Source organism: Actinomycetes bacterium (assembly GCA_022599915.1).
Lineage (GTDB): Bacteria > Actinomycetota > Actinomycetes > S36-B12.
Map to the genome: position 1 here is coordinate 1 of JAHZLH010000004.1, position 17,082 is coordinate 17,082.

Annotated in this window: 16 protein-coding genes; 6 read left to right on the plus strand and 10 right to left on the minus strand. The window is 60.5% G+C overall.

Going from position 1 to position 17,082, the window contains the following annotated elements; all coding sequences use genetic code 11:
* Positions 1 to 246: 246 nt before the first annotated feature.
* Positions 247 to 1,416, plus strand: coding sequence for an aminotransferase class I/II-fold pyridoxal phosphate-dependent enzyme (locus K0U62_01000; protein MCH9800092.1), 1,170 nt, complete (start codon positions 247 to 249; stop codon positions 1,414 to 1,416).
* A gap of 148 nt (positions 1,417 to 1,564) precedes the next feature.
* Here K0U62_01000 and K0U62_01005 read toward each other — a convergent pair whose 3' ends face one another.
* From K0U62_01005 to dnaK, 8 genes are all read right to left on the minus strand, one after another.
* Positions 1,565 to 2,065, minus strand: a complete 501-nt coding sequence (locus K0U62_01005; protein MCH9800093.1) for a DUF4188 domain-containing protein — start codon at positions 2,063 to 2,065, stop codon at positions 1,565 to 1,567.
* A gap of 44 nt (positions 2,066 to 2,109) precedes the next feature.
* Positions 2,110 to 2,520 (minus strand): arsenate reductase ArsC, encoded by a 411-nt coding sequence (locus tag K0U62_01010; GenBank protein MCH9800094.1) that lies wholly within the window; start codon positions 2,518 to 2,520, stop codon positions 2,110 to 2,112.
* On the minus strand, positions 2,517 to 3,275 hold the full coding sequence (locus tag K0U62_01015) for an aquaporin family protein (protein ID MCH9800095.1): 759 nt from the start codon (positions 3,273 to 3,275) through the stop codon (positions 2,517 to 2,519). The genes K0U62_01010 and K0U62_01015 overlap by 4 nt, the downstream gene beginning before the upstream one ends.
* A gap of 97 nt (positions 3,276 to 3,372) precedes the next feature.
* Positions 3,373 to 5,955, minus strand: coding sequence for an ATP-dependent chaperone ClpB (clpB, locus tag K0U62_01020; GenBank protein ID MCH9800096.1), 2,583 nt, complete (start codon positions 5,953 to 5,955; stop codon positions 3,373 to 3,375).
* A 34-nt stretch (positions 5,956 to 5,989) separates the two neighbouring features.
* A complete protein-coding gene (locus K0U62_01025; protein ID MCH9800097.1) occupies positions 5,990 to 6,361 on the minus strand; it encodes a MerR family transcriptional regulator in 372 nt (123 codons plus the stop codon).
* Positions 6,361 to 7,530, minus strand: coding sequence for a molecular chaperone DnaJ (gene dnaJ, locus K0U62_01030; GenBank protein ID MCH9800098.1), 1,170 nt, complete (start codon positions 7,528 to 7,530; stop codon positions 6,361 to 6,363). The genes K0U62_01025 and dnaJ overlap by 1 nt, the downstream gene beginning before the upstream one ends.
* Before the next feature lie 46 nt (positions 7,531 to 7,576).
* Positions 7,577 to 8,230 carry a nucleotide exchange factor GrpE gene (gene grpE, locus K0U62_01035; GenBank protein ID MCH9800099.1) on the minus strand — a complete coding sequence of 218 codons (654 nt, stop codon included), beginning with the start codon at positions 8,228 to 8,230 and terminating at the stop codon, positions 7,577 to 7,579.
* Complete coding sequence (gene dnaK / locus K0U62_01040; protein MCH9800100.1) at positions 8,227 to 10,059, minus strand: molecular chaperone DnaK; 1,833 nt, start codon at positions 10,057 to 10,059, stop codon at positions 8,227 to 8,229. The genes grpE and dnaK overlap by 4 nt, the downstream gene beginning before the upstream one ends.
* A gap of 217 nt (positions 10,060 to 10,276) precedes the next feature.
* On the opposite strand from dnaK, the gene K0U62_01045 reads away from it, so the two are divergent.
* Together K0U62_01045 and K0U62_01050 are read left to right on the plus strand one after the other, a co-directional pair.
* Positions 10,277 to 10,729 carry a PPOX class F420-dependent oxidoreductase gene (locus K0U62_01045; GenBank protein ID MCH9800101.1) on the plus strand — a complete coding sequence of 151 codons (453 nt, stop codon included), beginning with the start codon at positions 10,277 to 10,279 and terminating at the stop codon, positions 10,727 to 10,729.
* Positions 10,726 to 11,199 carry a hypothetical protein gene (locus K0U62_01050; GenBank protein MCH9800102.1) on the plus strand — a complete coding sequence of 158 codons (474 nt, stop codon included), beginning with the start codon at positions 10,726 to 10,728 and terminating at the stop codon, positions 11,197 to 11,199. Before K0U62_01045 ends, K0U62_01050 begins: the two co-directional genes overlap by 4 nt.
* 47 nt (positions 11,200 to 11,246) lie before the next feature.
* Here the strand turns inward: K0U62_01050 and K0U62_01055 are convergent, their stop codons facing one another.
* A complete protein-coding gene (locus tag K0U62_01055) occupies positions 11,247 to 11,720 on the minus strand; it encodes a YbaK/EbsC family protein (GenBank protein ID MCH9800103.1) in 474 nt (157 codons plus the stop codon).
* Between the two features lie 123 nt (positions 11,721 to 11,843).
* Here K0U62_01055 and K0U62_01060 point away from each other — a divergent pair, with 123 nt between their 5' ends.
* Both K0U62_01060 and K0U62_01065 read left to right on the plus strand, forming a co-directional pair.
* The gene (locus tag K0U62_01060) at positions 11,844 to 14,282 is read left to right on the plus strand and encodes an MMPL family transporter (protein MCH9800104.1); all 2,439 of its coding nucleotides are present in this window, start codon (positions 11,844 to 11,846) and stop codon (positions 14,280 to 14,282) included.
* A 102-nt stretch (positions 14,283 to 14,384) separates the two neighbouring features.
* Positions 14,385 to 15,278 carry an alpha/beta fold hydrolase gene (locus K0U62_01065; protein MCH9800105.1) on the plus strand — a complete coding sequence of 298 codons (894 nt, stop codon included), beginning with the start codon at positions 14,385 to 14,387 and terminating at the stop codon, positions 15,276 to 15,278.
* 10 nt (positions 15,279 to 15,288) lie between these two features.
* Here the strand turns inward: K0U62_01065 and K0U62_01070 are convergent, their stop codons facing one another.
* Positions 15,289 to 15,645 (minus strand): cupin domain-containing protein, encoded by a 357-nt coding sequence (locus K0U62_01070; GenBank protein MCH9800106.1) that lies wholly within the window; start codon positions 15,643 to 15,645, stop codon positions 15,289 to 15,291.
* 229 nt (positions 15,646 to 15,874) lie between these two features.
* On the opposite strand from K0U62_01070, the gene K0U62_01075 reads away from it, so the two are divergent.
* On the plus strand, positions 15,875 to 17,082 hold a 1,208-nt coding region (locus tag K0U62_01075), incomplete at its 3' end, for a hypothetical protein (GenBank protein ID MCH9800107.1).

Consider the following 17,082-nt stretch of genomic DNA (forward strand, 5'->3'; position numbering starts at 1 on the left):
ACGACTTCATGCGCCGCCGATCCAAAATCGCGCTGGTGATCGGCAACGATCAAGTCGAGGATGCCGAAGGTATCCACGAAGCCTGCGAACTGCTTTTCGGCTCGGATGCTAAGCGACGCTACGACGAGTACTTCACCGAAGAGCGGCGAGCCGAATTGGCCGAACTGCGAGCGCCTTGACGCAACCGCGTCAAGGCCACCGGCAATAGCCCAACGATTCGACACTCGAATGCGGCACGATAGTGATATGCCGGATCGCTTGGTGCAGCGCATGCAGCCACACGAGAAAACTATCTTTGGGGATATGTCGGCTAAGGCCGCCCGGCTAGGTGCCATCAACCTCGGCCAAGGTTTCCCCGATCAGGACGGGCCAGAGCAGATCAAACAGGCGGCCATTCGTGCGATCGCAGCGGGCCACGGCAACCAGTACCCGCCGGCCCACGGCCTGCCGGAACTGCGACACCAAATCGCCGCGCATCAGCAACGCTTCTACGGCTTGACCCCGGACTGGGGCAGCGAAATTTGTGTTACCACTGGCGCCTCAGAAGCCATCGGCGCCACGGTGATGGCACTAGTCGAGCCAGGCGATGAAGTATTGATGTTCGACCCCTACTTCGATGTCTACACCGCGGTGGTGTCGCTGGCAGGTGCAACACGGCGTTGTGTACCACTGACGGGTCCAGAACTGCGCCCTGACCTAACGGCGTTCACTGCGGCAATCACGGACCGGACTCGGATGCTGATCCTCAACTCACCGCATAACCCGACCGGAGTCGTCTTCACCGAAGATGAACTACGGTGGATTACTGAAATCGCCATTGAACATAATCTGATCGTGCTGGCAGATGAGGCCTACGAGCACTTGTGGTTCGACGGCCATCCGCACATTCCGATTGCCACCTTCCCGGGCATGCGGGAACGAACTGTCACGATCGGGTCGGCGGGAAAGTCGTTTTCTTTCACTGGTTGGAAGGTGGGCTGGGCGGTCGGACCCGCCGAGTTGATCGCGGCAGTGCGAGTAGTGCGCCAGCACCTGTCGTACGTCTCCAGTGGACCGTTTCAGTGGGCCATCGCTGAAGCACTGCAACTTCCTGACGACTACTACGAACAGTTCCGCTACGGTCTGGCCGCGCAGCGGGATCAACTCACCAATGATCTGGCGGAGCTCGGGTTCGGCATCATCCCCACCCAAGGCACCTACTTCCTTACGACTGACGTACGCGCGTTGGGGTTTGCCGATGGCCGAGAGTTTTGTGAGTGGATTCCAGAACACGCTGGCGTGGTGGCTATCCCACACGCCGCGTTGAGTGACCACCCCGACGAGGCCGCCCCCTACGTGCGCTGGGCATTCTGCAAGCAACCCAGCCAACTCAGTGAGGCAGCCCAGCGGCTGCGCACCGCACTAGACAACCGCTAGTCACTCGTAGCTAACGGCAACGCTGGATCGCTGTCGCAACGTCAACAACGATCGGGACGCTCGGTTCGATCAGGTAACTGCCTGCACACGTCTGAACAACATCCTCAACGACGCGGCCTTGCGGTTGAAGATGGGAAACTTCAGCAGCCTAATACGCCTCGACTGGCGCGTCCGCGGCCGTCTCATTGCCGAGTCGCCGCGCCGCCGTTGATCGCTTGTCAGCTGGATGGTGGTCAGCAGCCACCGCTAACCCAAATCTGGGCATGTTGCCATACACCGCCTCATAGGAGCCGGCCGGAACGAGATAGGTCTCGTGCCAGATACCAATATCGCCAGAGTCGCGGACTAACCGATTGAACTCTCGCCATGGTTCCAGGTGCGGTAACTCTGGGCTTCGGGCGAATCGTTCCAAACTGTCGAAGTCGCGCCAGTACTGGACCGATAGCGTGGTCCGACCTACCCAACTCTCTGTGTGCATACAACCCAACTCGGGATGATCTCGCAGCGTCTTTTGCATCAACTGCATCTGTTTGCCGATTCGGCGCATCCGGTTGAGTGCACGAAACCGATTTAGCCGGGCCCCGATAAGAAACACGACGAAGTCACCATCAATGCTGGATCGATACCTACCGTTATGAATTTTCGCCACTAGCCTTCCTTCTCGACCAGTGTGGCTGATGCCGAAACCGTAGGTCAGGTCGCAGGGCCCACTAGCTCATCGACCAACTGCTGAACCCGCACCCGAATCTCATCACGGATCGGTCGAACCGACTCCACCCCTTTACCTGCGGGATCGTCGAGCTTCCAGTCCTCGTATCGCTTGCCTGGGAAGATCGGGCAAGCGTCGCCGCAGCCCATAGTGATCACTACGTCACTGGCCTGCACCGCTTCTGTAGTGAGCACCTTGGGCTGGGCAGCACTCATATCGATGCCCTCCTCCGCCATGGCCGCAACTGCCGCCGGGTTCACTGCATCCCCGGGGGCAGATCCAGCTGATCGCACCTCGATCCGGCCTGCACCCAAGTGCGCCAGGTATGCCGCCGCCATCTGAGAGCGGCCAGCGTTATGCACGCAAACAAACAACACGCTGGGTTTCTCGATCATCGTTCTCCTTCATCTCGCTGGGCAGCGATTTGCTCCGTGTCATGAACCGGTGCTGGTAGATCCAGCGGTTCGGGGACGCCCTTGCGGGGGTACAGCACCTCGGTGATCAGGGCACCGATCCCAGCGCCGATCAACTGCGCCACGATCATGGGAACGACCGATGCCGGATCGACACCGGAGAAGGTGTCCGTGAAAGCCCGCGAGATCGTCACAGCAGGGTTGGCGAATGAGGTCGAAGATGCGAAGAACATGGCCGCACCAATCCACGCTGGCACCAACAACGGACCGAGCCGCCCGTTGCCGGTCCTGGTCAATGCACCAATGACGAGCAACAGCCCGGCGGTGGCCACGAGTTCGCCCAGAAGGAGATCGGGCTCAGCGCGCGTCTTGTCGCTGGTGTGCCAGGCGGGCAGGTCAAACATCACATTGGCTAGCGCCACCCCCAGCAAACCACCACCGATTTGGCAGATGACGTAGAGAACTGATTCACCCACCGGCACTTCACGTCGAATTGCCGCGACGGTGGTGACCGCGGGATTGAAATGGGCGCCAGAGACTGGCCCGAGGATCCAGATCAGGACACCGAGCGCGAGCACAGTGCTGACCATGTTGATCAGCAAAGTTAGCCCGGCATCGTCGGTGAGATTCGCTCCCATGATGGCCGACCCGACGATGGCCGCCACCAGGATCGCAGTACCGAGCGCCTCGGAGAAGAGTCGACGTGGGATACCGCTAGAACGTGTTTCGGTGCTCATCAACGGGAGGCTACCCCTGACGTTCACCGGAACCTAGCGGGGAGCCGAGCCGTCGGTGGGGGTTCGCCAAATATTCACTCGGCGAACCCCCACCGATCTAGGCGCGTTGAACGGTCAGGCTGTCTAGCGACTCGTCGGCAACGCCGACCGCGACCGTGTCACCATCGTGGATTTCTCCGGAGAGAATCGCCCGAGCGAGTTGATCGCCAACCGCGGACTGCACCAACCGACGCAGGGGTCGGGCGCCGTAGGCCGGGTCGAATCCGTTCATGGCCAGCCAGTCCTTCGCGGCCTGAGAAACCTCCAGCGTCAATCGGCGATCAGCCAATCGTTGCTCCAACTGGTCCAACTGAATCGAAACAATCCGGCTCAGATCCGCCGTATCGAGTGGGTTGAACATAACGATCTCATCTAGCCGGTTCAAGAACTCCGGCTTAAACGAGGACCGCACCACGTCCATCACCATTTCGCGACGCTTCTCGAAGTCCACGCTCTGATCCACCAAGTACTGCGAACCCAGGTTCGAAGTCAGGATCAGGATCGTATTGCGGAAGTCCACCGTCCGGCCTTGACCGTCGGTCAACCGCCCGTCATCCAGCACCTGCAGCAAGATGTCGAAAACCTCGGGGTGGGCCTTTTCCACTTCGTCCAGCAGCACGACCGTGTAGGGACGGCGCCGGACTGCCTCAGTGAGTTGACCCCCCTCTTCGTAGCCCACGTAGCCGGGAGGGGCACCAACCAACCGTGCCACGGAATGCTTCTCGCCGTACTCACTCATGTCGATGCGAGTCATCGCCCGCTCGTCATCGAACAAGAACTCCGCCAGCGTCTTGGCTAGTTCGGTCTTACCGACACCGGTCGGCCCCAAGAATAGGAATGACCCGGTGGGTCGATTAGGGTCAGCAATGCCGGCCCGGCTGCGGCGTACCGCATCCGACACGGCACGGACGGCCTCCGGCTGTCCGATCACCCGCTCATCCAGCACCTCCTCCATGCGAAGAAGCTTCTGGGTTTCCCCTTCCATGAGCCTGCCCGCTGGGATACCGGTCCACGCGGCGACTACCTCAGCGATGTCGTCGGCAGTGACCTGCTCAGCGACCATGGCGTCAGCGCGATCATCGTTGTTCGCCACCGCCTCCTCCAAGTTGGCTTCCAGTGCCGGAATTTCGCCGTAAAGGACGCGAGACGCCTGCTCGAAATCACCATCGCGCTCGGCGCGCTCAGCAACGCTTCGTAGTTCGTCAATGCGAATCTTCAACTCACCGATAAGGTCCAGGCTTTGCTTCTCCTGATCCCAACGGGAGCGCAGCCCCCGCAGTTCTTCTTCTTTGTCGGCCAGATCAGCTTTGAGTTTTGCCAACCGTTCCACGGACGCGTCATCGTTCTCGTTGGCCAGCGCCAACTCCTCCATTCGCAGCCGGTCGACGGCTCGCTGCAGTTGGTCGATCTCCTCTGGCGAGGAATCGATCTCCATCCGCAGTCGGGAGGCAGATTCGTCAACCAGATCGATGGCTTTGTCTGGCAGGAAGCGCGACGTGATGTACCGATCGGACAGGGTCGCTGCCGCGACTAGCGCCCGATCGGCAATCGCTACCTTGTGGTGGGCTTCGTACTTTTCCTTGATGCCGCGCAAAATTCCTATGGTGTCTTCCACACTGGGCTCGTCAACGAGAACTTGCTGGAAGCGACGCTCCAGCGCTGGGTCCTTCTCGATGTTTTCCCGGTACTCATCGAGGGTGGTCGCGCCCACCATACGTAACTCACCGCGAGCCAGCATGGGCTTGAGCATGTTGCCGGCATCCATCGCCGAGTCGCCGGTGGCCCCAGCCCCGACGACAGTGTGCAACTCGTCGATGAAGGTGACGATCTGTCCGTCGGAATCTTTGATCTCCTCCAGCACCGCCTTGAGCCGCTCTTCGAACTCGCCGCGGTATTTGGCTCCTGCCACCATCGCTCCGAGGTCCAGCGCAATCAACATCTTGCCGCGCAACGAATCCGGCACGTCACCAGCAACAATGCGCTGCGCCAGTCCCTCCACTACGGCGGTCTTGCCAACACCAGGTTCACCGATCAAGACCGGGTTGTTCTTGGTCCGCCGGGACAGCACCTGTACGACTCGGCGGATCTCGGCATCCCGGCCGATCACTGGATCGATCTTGCCTTCGCGGGCGAGGGCGGTCAGATCTTGACCGTACTTCTCCAATGCCTGAAATGACGACTCCGGATCGGCGTTGGTCACCCGACTGGCACCGCGCACGCTATCCAAGGCGTCCAGCAGCGTCACCGCATCTGCTCCGCGCGAGGACAGCAGTTCACCCTCCGCGTCGGACTTCGCCAGGGCAATCAAGATGTGCTCGGTCGAGATGAACTCGTCTCCGCGATCTGTGGCTACGGCCTGAGCGTCATTCAGTACTCGATAGGCCTCGTTGCCCAACTGGGGTGCGGACACTGACGAGCCGGTTGCACTCGGCAATGAGCGCAACTGTTCTTCAATTGCCGCAGCAAGACCTTGCAGGTCAACGCCTACGCTCTCGAGCAACGCAAGCGCGATACCGTCACCCTGCGCCAACAGGGCAGCCAGCAGATGGGCTGGCTCAACGTGGGCATTGCCTTGACTGGCTGCCTCCTGAACCGCTGCGCTGATGGCTTCTTGGCTCTTTGTTGTGAACTTCAAATCCATGAAAATCTCCTCTCAAACTTCGTTGTGTTGAGCGCTAGCGCGACCGGCGCCGCCGCGGTCGGGCCAGCACCAGCGCTCGGGAATGCTGATCACTGGTTAGGTCATCAATGCGGTCCCGTAACATCGCCACCTCGTCCTCAAGCTCGAGAATCCGCATAATCCCGGTGAGATTGATGCCCGCGTCGCCGAGCGCCTGAACGCGCCGCAGCATCCTGATGTCCCGCATTGAATACAGCCGATTGCGGCCGTTCACTCGAGCCGGCGTGACGAGACCGAGTCGGTCGTACTGCCGCAAGGTTTGCGGATGTAACTCCGCCAAGGACGCGGCCACCGAAATCACGTAGACCGGTTGGTCCTCACTGTGGCGGGCGGATGCAGGAACCGGACCCCCTGCTGCCGCCGCCATCATGCACCGCCACCCACGACGCCGGCATTACGCATAAGTTCGGCGCGGGGGTCTCCCTCTGCCGCGGTCTCGGCATAGGACTCCAGCGCCTGTCGCGCGTCTTCGGCCAAACCGCTGGGCACCTGCACCTCAGCCGTCGCCAGCACATCACCGTTGGTGCCGTCTCGTCGCCGAGCGCCCTTTCCACGAACCCTGAAGGTGCGACCGTTGGTCGTACCAGCAGGAATCTTCAGAGTGACGGTCTTGCCGCCAGGTACCGGAACCTTGATCTGCGCGCCTAGCACCGCTTCCGGGAAGGTCACTGGCACCGAAACGGTGACGTTGTCCCCGGATCGGCCAAAGACTGGATGCGGCAGCACGTTCACCACGACGTAGAGGTCACCAGGCGGGCCACCTGCCTCACCTGGTGCACCCTTCCCTGCGATTCGAATTCGCTGGCCGTCTTTCACTCCCGAGGGAATCCGCGTCTGAACAGTGCGAGTGGACGTCCCGCGACCCGAACCGCGACAGGTGCTGCAGGGGTCGTCGACAACGAGTCCTCGACCTCGACATTCCGGGCAAGGCTCGGTAAAGGCGAAGCCACCCGCGTTGCGGGCTATATTGCCGGACCCGTCACAGCTAGGGCATACGCGCGGCACGGTGCCGCTCTTGGCCCCAGTGCCGTGGCAGACCGCGCACGGGGCTTCGCCAGTGAGCTGCAGCGGCAGCGTCACACCATGCAGCGAGTCATCGAAGGAGATCGACACCTCCGACTCCACATCTGCTCCCCGACGCGCTCTCCGGGTGCGGCCACCACCAGGTTGGCCACCACCGCGATTGAACAATCCACCCAGTAGGTCGCCTAGATTGACGCCGTCGCCTTCGCCGCCGCCCCCACTAAAGATGTCACTGAAGCCGCCCCCGCCCGGGAAGCCAAACTTGCCACCCCGGTCGTACAGCGTGCGAGCCTCGTCGTACTCCTTGCGCTTCTTGGTGTCCGACAGCACCGCGTAGGCCTCGGACACACCTTTGAATCGCTCTTCGGCCCTGGGATTGTCGGGGTTCTTATCCGGATGTAGATCTTGCGCTAACTTTCGGTACGCCTTTTTGATCTCCGATTGGCTGGCGGTTTTCTCTACACCGAGGGCTTTGTAGAAGTCCTTTTCTAGCCATTCCGGCGAGACGGCCATGTCACACCTCCTTGCGCTGGTGTCGTAGTTCGTTCATGTAGTCGCATCATTCCGGGTTCGTGACCGCAACACGCGCCGCGCGCAGAACCTGGTCCTTGAGGCGGTAACCGATTTGGTACACCGCGGTGACAGTTGGTTGGGCAACCTCGGCGCTGTTCATTGAGGTCATGGCTTCGTGCACGTGCGGATCGAATTCTTCTCCTTCGGCGCCGAAGCGAACAAGACCGTAGTTGGCCGCCATACTTTCGATCGCCTCCGCGACAGCTTTGAACCCGGCGTCTAACTCCCCGTGGCTACGGGCCCGATCAATGTCGTCGAGCACGGGCAGCAAGTCAGCAACGACCTCAGCAATCGCCCGATCCCGATTCAACTCTCGGTCCCGGTCCACTCGCTTGCGATAGTTGGCAAACTCCGCGCTCAGCCGCTGCAGGTCAAGCGTGAGTTCCTCAACCCGCTGTTCAGCATCGCTGGTTGCAGTGTCCGCTGCTGGCTCCTGCGAATCCGTCGGGGCGGCCGGAGCACTGGCCGATTCCTTCGGCTGCGGCGCTGGCTGCTCGGGTTGCTCCGGCTGCGGTCGAGCTTCGTAGGTCTCCGGATCTACTTTGCGTCGATCGCGGACGCGGATCTGTTCGTCGTTATCCGGGTCCCCGGAGGGGGGAGTCAACGACTCCCCCCCGGGGGTCCAGGGATGCTGGGTCACTTGTCTTCATCCTCATCGATGATCTCGGCTTCGACGATGTCCTCATCACCATCGGCACCTGCCTCACCGCCAGCTTCCTGCTGTTCGGCTTGGGCCTGCGCATACATAGAAGCGCCGAGAGCCGAGGTCGCAGTGCCGACCTTCTCCATCGCGATTTTGATCTCCTCGATGTCAGTACCCTGTAGCGCCTTCTTCAGCTCTTCCAGTGGCTCTTCTACGTTGGCCTTGGCATCCTCGGGAATCTTGTCCGCGTTCTCACCCAGGAACTTCTCGCTCTGGTGCACCAACGTCTCGGCAGAGTTACGGGTCTCCGCCTCTTCGCGACGCTGGCGATCCTCCTCGGCGTGCTCCTCGGCATCCGTGGTCATCCGGTTGATTTCCTCTTCCGACAGCGCCGAACCACCGGTGATGGTCATCGACTGCTCCTTGCTGGTAGCAGTGTCTTTAGCGGATACATGCACGATGCCGTTGGCGTCGATATCGAAAGTGACCTCGATCTGCGGCACACCCTGCGGCGCCGGGGGCAACCCGGTCAGCTCAAAGGTTCCCAGTCGTTTGTTGAAGGCCGCCATCTCACGCTCACCCTGGTACACCTGAATCAACACCGACGGCTGGTTATTCTCAGCCGTCGTGAAGGTTTCCGAGCGCTTCGTCGGAATCGTGGTGTTCCGCTCGATGAGCTTGGTCATGATCCCGCCCTTGGTCTCAATACCTAGGGACAGCGGAGTCACGTCCAGCAGCAAGACATCTTGTACTTCGCCCTTGAGCACGCCTGCCTGCAGTGCAGCACCAACGGCCACAACCTCATCGGGGTTGACGCCCTTGTTGGGCTCCCTGTCTGCCAGCTTCTTCACCAACTCCACTACTGCGGGCATCCGAGTCGAGCCACCAACCAGCACAATCTGATCGATTTCTTTGACCGATACGCCGGCATCCTTGAGCACGTTCTGAAACGGCTTCTTGGTCCGATCGAGCAGATCTGTCGTCAGCTTCTCGAACTGCGCCCGAGTCAGCGTTTCGTCCAGGAATAGCGGGTTCTTTTCCGCGTCTACGGTGATGTAGGGCAGGTTGATACTGGTAGTCGTTGAGGACGACAGCTCCACCTTGGCCTTTTCGGCTGCCTCACGGAGCCGCTGCATCGCCATCTTGTCTTTGGTTAGGTCGATACCGTTCTTGTTCTTGAACTCTTCGACCAACCAGTCAACGACCTTTTGATCCCAGTCATCACCACCGAGATGGTTGTCACCGCTGGTGGCTTTTACCTCAACAATGCCGTCACCGATCTCCAGTAGCGAGACGTCGAACGTGCCGCCACCGAGGTCGAAGACCAAGATGGTCTGCTCGCTGTCACCCTTGTCTAGACCGTAGGCCAGCGCCGCTGCGGTCGGCTCGTTGATGATGCGCAGCACATTCAGTCCTGCGATCTCTCCGGCCTCTTTGGTGGCTTGCCGTTGGGAATCGTTGAAGTAGGCAGGAACCGTAATCACCGCATCGGTAACGGTTTCACCTAGATAGGACTCCGCGTCCCGCTTCAACTTCTGCAACACCCGAGCGCTGATTTCCTGCGGGGTATAGCCGTGATCGTCGATGTCGATCTTCCAGTTGGTGCCCATGTGGCGCTTGACCGACCGGATAGTGCGGTCAGCATTTTGCACAGCCTGTCGCTTGGCGACCTCACCCACGAGAACTTCGTTGTTTTTGGCGAATGCCACCACCGAGGGCGTTGTGCGCTGCCCCTCGGAGTTGGCTACTACTGAGGGTTCGCCACCCTCAAGAACGGCCACAACCGAGTTGGTCGTGCCCAAGTCAATGCCGACTGGTCGGCTCATAGTTGTCTCCTTCTAGTCTCAGAGAGCCAACAAGCCCACCGTTGGGCCTACTGGCGCTTCATATAGTGCAACGCACTGAGCCAATCTGTCTATTCCAGAATCAGAAGATTTGAGTCAGATCGACTCATATTTTGTGCCATATAGCTCGAAAAGACTAGGAAGTCGACGATCTCAGCGTCCCACAGCGGGTGTTTGCCGGCGAAAGTAGACTCTTGGCATGTCTGGGAAGTCCGCCGCCGAATCGAATCCGAGCGACATCTTGGCTGCCGGTGACTACTTGAGTTTGACCACCTTCCGTAAGGACGGCACCGCCGTGGCTACGCCAGTGTGGGTAATGCGCCAAGGCGACGACCTGTTTGTCTTTACTGGCGCGGAATCAGGCAAGGTCAAACGGCTACGCAATAACCCTGCCGTGGAGTTAGCCAGCTGCGACGTCCGGGGCAAGATCCGAGGTGATCAGTACCCAGGAGAGGCTGAGATTCTGCCGGACTCAGCGACTAACACGGTGCGAAGTTTGATGATCAAAAAGTACGGCTGGCAGGCCAGGGCACTGGGGTTGATGAAAGCAGTGCAGGCATTCCCCCGGCAGTTGTTGGGCAAACCTGCAGATCCCGGTTGGGTGGGCCTGCGCATCACCCTGGGGCGGCCCGATGATTCCGGATCGGCATGAACTTTCCCCCACTGCAGGTCCGATCGTTGGCTGGGCAGCAGTTCCAACTCCCACAGGATTTGCCCGCTGCACGCACGGCAGTCATCGTCGCGTTCTACCAACGGCACCAAGCCGATGTCGACGCGTGGATCACGCCACTGGCGCAAGTCGGTGTTGCAGCCACGCCGCGCGGACTGCCACAAGACGTCGAACAGGCAGTAGTCGAGATCCCGATGCTAAAGCGTCGCTGGGCGCCTGCCCGAGGTTTCATTGACGGGGGCATGGCCTCGGGAATCGGTGATCCGGACATCAACGCACGCACTTGGACGGTTTACACCGATGTGGACCACTTCCTCGGATCGATTGGCGTCGCGGGCGACAGCAGCATCGTGGTGCTGGTCGTTGAGCGTGACGGCACCATCACCGAAATGCAGCGAGGTCGACCAGATCCCGACAAACTCGCCCGCATCACAGCAGCCCTCGGGGTGTAGCGACTTGGCAGGTGCCGTTGCGGTCCAGGACACCCAGGCGTCGGGCATTACCGGGTCACAGCGGTGACGGTTCCCCCGGTGACGCGCACCAGATCGGTGAAAGTAACGGGAAAGACGGTGTGCGCATGCCCCGCCGCTGCCCACAGTTGCGGATAGTCGGCCAACTTCTCGTCCACCCAGGTATCCAAGGATTGCGGGTGGCCTAGGGGCGCAACCCCACCAATGGCCTGGCCAGTTGCCGCCCGCACCTCGCTGGCACTGGCTCGGCCGAGTTGCCCACCTAGTTGCTCCCCCAACCATTCCGTGTCGACTCGATGAGCACCCGACGTCATGACCAACACCGGCCGCTCCCCCAAGGTGAACACTAGTGAGTTTGCAATCGCTCCCACATCAATGCCGAGCGCATCAGCGGCGGCCCGCGCGGTGGTGGCGGCGTCATCGAGCCAACGGACTTCCGGCTGCAGATCGAACGTCGCTAACGCAGCGGTCACTCGGTCCACTCCGGGATGAGACGTTGACATGGGGCGATAATAGACCGCCACTAGGCCGTCGATTTCGTAGCGTGGCTGGACCAGACGAGCGAATTGCATCGAAAATCTCACCCCGTACCGTGGTAGTCGCAACCACAACAGGAGCGGATGTATATGGGACCCCTTTCTCGCTGGGCAGTTAATCACCCCAAAACCGCAATCCTGACCTGGGTCGGTTTCGCGGCAGCCATCATCATCATGGCGGCCAACTTCGGCGGTCAGTTCAATAACTCCTTCTCACTTCCTGACACCGAATCGGCCAAGGCACAAGATCTCCTTGAGCAACTCCCCAGTTCCGAGGGGCTCACCGCCGCCACAGCCAAGATCGTGTGGAGTCCAGACCAGGGCAAAGCCACCGACGATGATGTCACTAAAACGATTTCCGCAACCCTCAAGGAAACCGCAGCTGTTCCCGGGGTGGCCTGTGTCGTCGGCCCCTACGGCCCGCCCGAAGGCAAGTCCTGCCCTGACCCCAAGAAGCAACAGGAACTGGCTACTTCGGTCCAACAATCCGTCAAGGAATCGTTGAAGAAAAAGCAGGCAGAAATCACCAAAGAAGTCCAAAAGGTTGCCGAAACGAACCCGAAAAAGGCGAAAGAACTAGAAAGCCGAGCGGAGGAACAGGCCCAGGCAGTCGAGGCACTGCAGAATCCCTCCGGCAAGCAGAAAAAAGTACTGGCCGGTATTGGCCCCGCGGGGATTAGCAAGAACGGAACGGTTGGATACGCAACGGTGATTTTCTCTGGTGACCAGACCAGCGTTAATGCAAGTGATGCCAGCGCTGTTCTGACCGCAGTTCAGGATGCAAATAACACCGCTGGTCTCACCGTAGGCGCCAACGGTTCAGCCTTGGAATACGCCAATCAAGAACCACCTAGCAGCGAAGGCATCGGCATTTTGGTCGCGCTGTTCATCCTGCTACTGGCGTTCGGTTCACTCATCGGCGCCATCCTGCCGGTGCTTTCTGCCGTCATTTCGCTCGCAATCGGACAGCAAGTCGTGCTGTTGACCGCGAATGTCTTCAACGTCGCCGAGTTCGCCCCGCAACTAGCCGCCATGATTGGACTCGCGGTCGGCATTGACTACGCCCTCTTTGTCATCAACCGACACAAACAAGCAATGGACAGCGGCTCCGAGCCCCGCGACGCCGCAGCGGAGGCTGTCCGCACTGCCGGGCGAGCAGTGGTGTTCGCTGCTGTCACCGTTGTCATCGCCTTGCTGGGACTGTTCGTACTTGGCATTGAATTCTTCTACGGGCTGTCAATCGCCGCTGCAGCTACCGTCCTGATCATGATGATCGGTGCCACGATCCTGCTTCCTGCCGTTCTCTCCCTGCTCGGGCACAAGGCCTTCGCGATCAAGATGCCCTGGGCTCGCAAACCCAAGACCTACGATCCCGAACGTGGCCCGTTCGCCCGCTACGGCGGTTGGCTAGAGAAGAAGTACAAGGTGATGGGCGCCCTGGGCATGCTGGTCCTGCTGGTCATTGCCATCCCACTGTTCTCGCTACGCCTCGGCTTCCCAGATGACAGCGGCAAACCCGAAGGATCCAGTGCCCGGACTGCCTACGACCTGATTAGTGAGGGTTTCGGGCCAGGCCTCAACGGACCCTTTATCGTCGCGCTGGAAACTGAAACTGCTGGCGACAACGTGACCGCGATCGAGTTCGCCGGACTCATGAGCGAAAATGGCGGCGTCGCTGCCGCTGTTCCCGGCCCGATGAGTCCCGACCAGACCGTCGCCGCGGTCCAAGTCATTCCTGCTTCCGGGCCACAGGACCCGGCCACTACCCAACTCCTGGACTCACTGCGGCTGTTCGTGATCCCCGATGCAGAAAACCTACTGCCGGCCCAGGCCTACGTGGGCGGCACCCAGGCCATCACGTCCGACTTCACCACCGTGCTCACCGACGCCTTGCCGCTGTTTCTCACCGTCGTCATTGGTCTTGGTTTCGTCGCCCTGGTGATTCTCTTCCGCTCACTCCTGGTGCCACTCACCGGAGCGGTGACGAGTCTGTTGTCCCTGGGGGCTGCCATGGGAGTTACCGTGGCCGTCTTCCAGTGGGGTTGGCTGGCTGACTTCCTCGGTGTCACCGGCACCGGACCCATCATTCCGTTCCTGCCGATCATGGTCTTCGCCATCCTGTTTGGCCTCTCCATGGACTATCAAGTCTTCTTGGTGAGTCGGATGCAGGAGGAGTGGGCGCTCACCGGCGACAACCGCAAATCAATCCGCCGCGGCCTGGCCTCATCTGGTCGCGTCGTCGCTATCGCTGCAGCCATCATGTTCAGCGTCTTTGGCGCTTTCGTGCTCAGCGACGACTCCACCATCAAACTCTTCGGGTTGGCGCTGGCCACCGCGGTACTCTTCGACGCTTTCATCGTCCGACTGATCATTGTGCCCTCGCTGATGTTTGGCTTCGGCAAGGCGAACTGGTGGCTACCCACTTGGCTGGGCCGGATCCTCCCCGAAATCAAGGTGGAGGCCGAGGAGCCACCTCCCGCGGTTGCAGCCGACGAGTCCGAACTCGAGCCGAGCGCACCTACCAACTAGTTCGGCTAGCTCTAGTTCAGCTTGCTTCAGATTCGCGCAGCTACCGCGGACACCGCGGTCGATGGTTGACCTTCGCAACTGTTCTGGTGACAGACTGGCGGCATGAGTCATGACGTGCTGCGCACCCCCGATGACCGCTTTCGAGACCTCCCGGACTTCCCTTATCAACCCCGCTACATCGAGGACCTCGTCGGCTTCGAAGGGATGCGGATGGCATTGATTGACGAGGGTCCGGTGAGCGCTCCCGTTGTGCTGTGTCTGCACGGCGAGCCCAGCTGGTCCTACCTGTACCGGAAGATGATTCCGGTCTTCCTGGACGCCGGCTATCGGGTGGTGGCACCGGACTTCTTCGGCTTCGGTCGCAGTGACAAGCCGGTTGCGGACGCTTGGTACACCTTCGACGCACATCGCCGCAGCCTGCTGGCGCTAGTCGACAAACTGCTACTGCACAAGGTGACGTTGGCGGTCCAGGACTGGGGTGGCCTGCTAGGACTGACTTTGCCAGTTGACCGGCCTGATTTGGTAGGGCGACTACTGGTCATGAACACCGGACTTGGAGTCGGAGCTGATCCAGGTCCGGGCTTCATCGCCTGGCGCGATTATGTCGCCAACAACCCAGATTTCAACGTGGGTGAGTTGATGAGCCGGGCTGTTCCTGGACTATCTGAGGCCGAAGTCGCCGCCTACGCCGCGCCTTTCCCAGGCCCAGAGTTTCAGGCTGGGGTGCGCACATTCCCCCAGTTGGTGCCCATCACCCGCGAGATGGCAGGCGTCGAGGTTTCCCGGGCGGCAGCCCAGTGGTGGTCACAGCAGTGGAATGGACCCACCTTCATGGCCATCGGCGAGAACGACCCAGTGTTGGGAGTTCCGGTCATGAACGCGCTGCGCGGGGTCATCAACGGCTGTCCGGAACCACTAGTACTGCCGGAAGGACATTTTGTGCAGGAGAGTGGCGACGTCGTGGCCCGTGCCGCATTAGAAGCCTGGGGCTCTTAGTGCGGTGCACTCACCTGCCCGCCGGCTGCGGGTCTAGGAAGAGAGCCAGCCACACCGTTGATGTGTCCGGATCAGTCCAGGCCACCCGGTGTCGGCAATGCGCTGGCAACCACACCGCGTCGCCTGGGCCCAACTCGATGTCCGCAGTAGTAGTGCCATCTTCCGCGACAGTGAGTCGGGCCGACCCGGTAACGACAACAACCCACTCGTCCTCGTCTTGGTCGTACCACTCAGCGGGGTGGGCCGGTGCGGTGTGTCCCTGCGACACGATCCGCTCCAGCCGCCAGCCCGGACCAGCCACCAAGGCGTCGGCTGCCGCGTGCTCACCGGGATGCTGAGCGGCCGCCGTCAGGTTCCAGACCTTCACCCACCCGGTCCCGGAGTCGGTTCGTTACCAGGGAATGGAGATTCGGTAGCCACCGCATTAGCGTGTCACGGACTAGCCGCGCCAGACCTCAGATTCATCGGTCAAAAAGCTGGATTTGCTGGCGTGCGCGAGGTCACACGCCGAAGAGCGGACTTCAGTTGGTGGCTGGAAGTTACTCGACAGTAGTATTGGGAGAGATTTTTCCGGGGGAACGCTGTCTGGAGGACGCATGGAAGAGTTTTTGCCGCCCGATGCGCTGCGATGGGGAGTTGGACTGGCCATCATCTTGGTCGCTGCGGCTTTCGCGTTGCGCCGAGCCAAGTTCTTGGTGGATCTCATTAGGTCAGGCAACAAAATGCCCGACAATGAAGTTAGCGTCCCGGCAACTATCGAAGTCGAAGCCGTCGAGGTACTTGGGCAGAAGAAACTGCTGAAGTGGACTCTTCCCGGGATCGCCCACGTCTTCGTGTTCATCGGCTTCCTCGTCCTGGGCATCACGGTGATCGAGGCCTTCTTCGAAATCTTCATCCACGGCTTTGCGTTCCCCTTCATCGGAACTTGGCCAGTCATCCGGTTCCTCGAGGACCTGTTCATCCTGCTGGTTTTGATCGGCGTGATTATCTTCTTGATCATTCGTGCCAACAACCAGCCAGCTAAGCAAGGTCGCTGGTCCCGCTTCTACGGCTCACACACTTCGGGCGCGTGGCTCGTGCTCATCATGATCGTCAACGTCATCTGGACGTTGGTGCTCTACCGCTCAGCGAAGATCAACCTGGAAGAGTATGCCGGCGATGCCGAGGCAGCCGGTATGTCCGGTGGTTTCATCTCGGAGTACGTGGCTACATTGCTCGCCCCGCTCGGACCGACGACCAATGCCTGGCTAGAAGTCATCGGGGTGTGGCTGCACGTCGCTGTGATTCTCGGATTCCTAGTGCTTGTGCTGCACAGCAAGCACCTACACATCTTCACCGCACCGATCAATGTCGGTGCCTCTCGGCGTCCGAACGGTCTTGGCCCGCTACTACCGATGTACTCCGATGGCGAGCGGATCAACTTGGAGGACCCGCCGGACACCGCCACCTTCGGTGCTGGCCGGATCGAGGACTTCACCTGGAAGGGCCTGCTCGATATGTCGACCTGCACCGAGTGCGGTCGCTGCCAGTCACAATGCCCAGCCTGGAACACCGAAAAGCCGCTGTCGCCGAAGTTGATGATCATGAACCTGCGCGATCACGCCTTCGCCAAGGCCCCGTACACCCTTGCTGCGCAGAAAGCCAACGACGGCCAGCACCCAGAACTGGGCGAGATCAACGAAGAGATCCTCGCGACCATGCCGGAATCGGTACAGCACGAGGTCGGACGCGAACTGGTAGGCGCTCGTCCCGATGACCCGAATAGCGCCACCGACGGCTACGACGCTAGCGGACACCGCTCTGC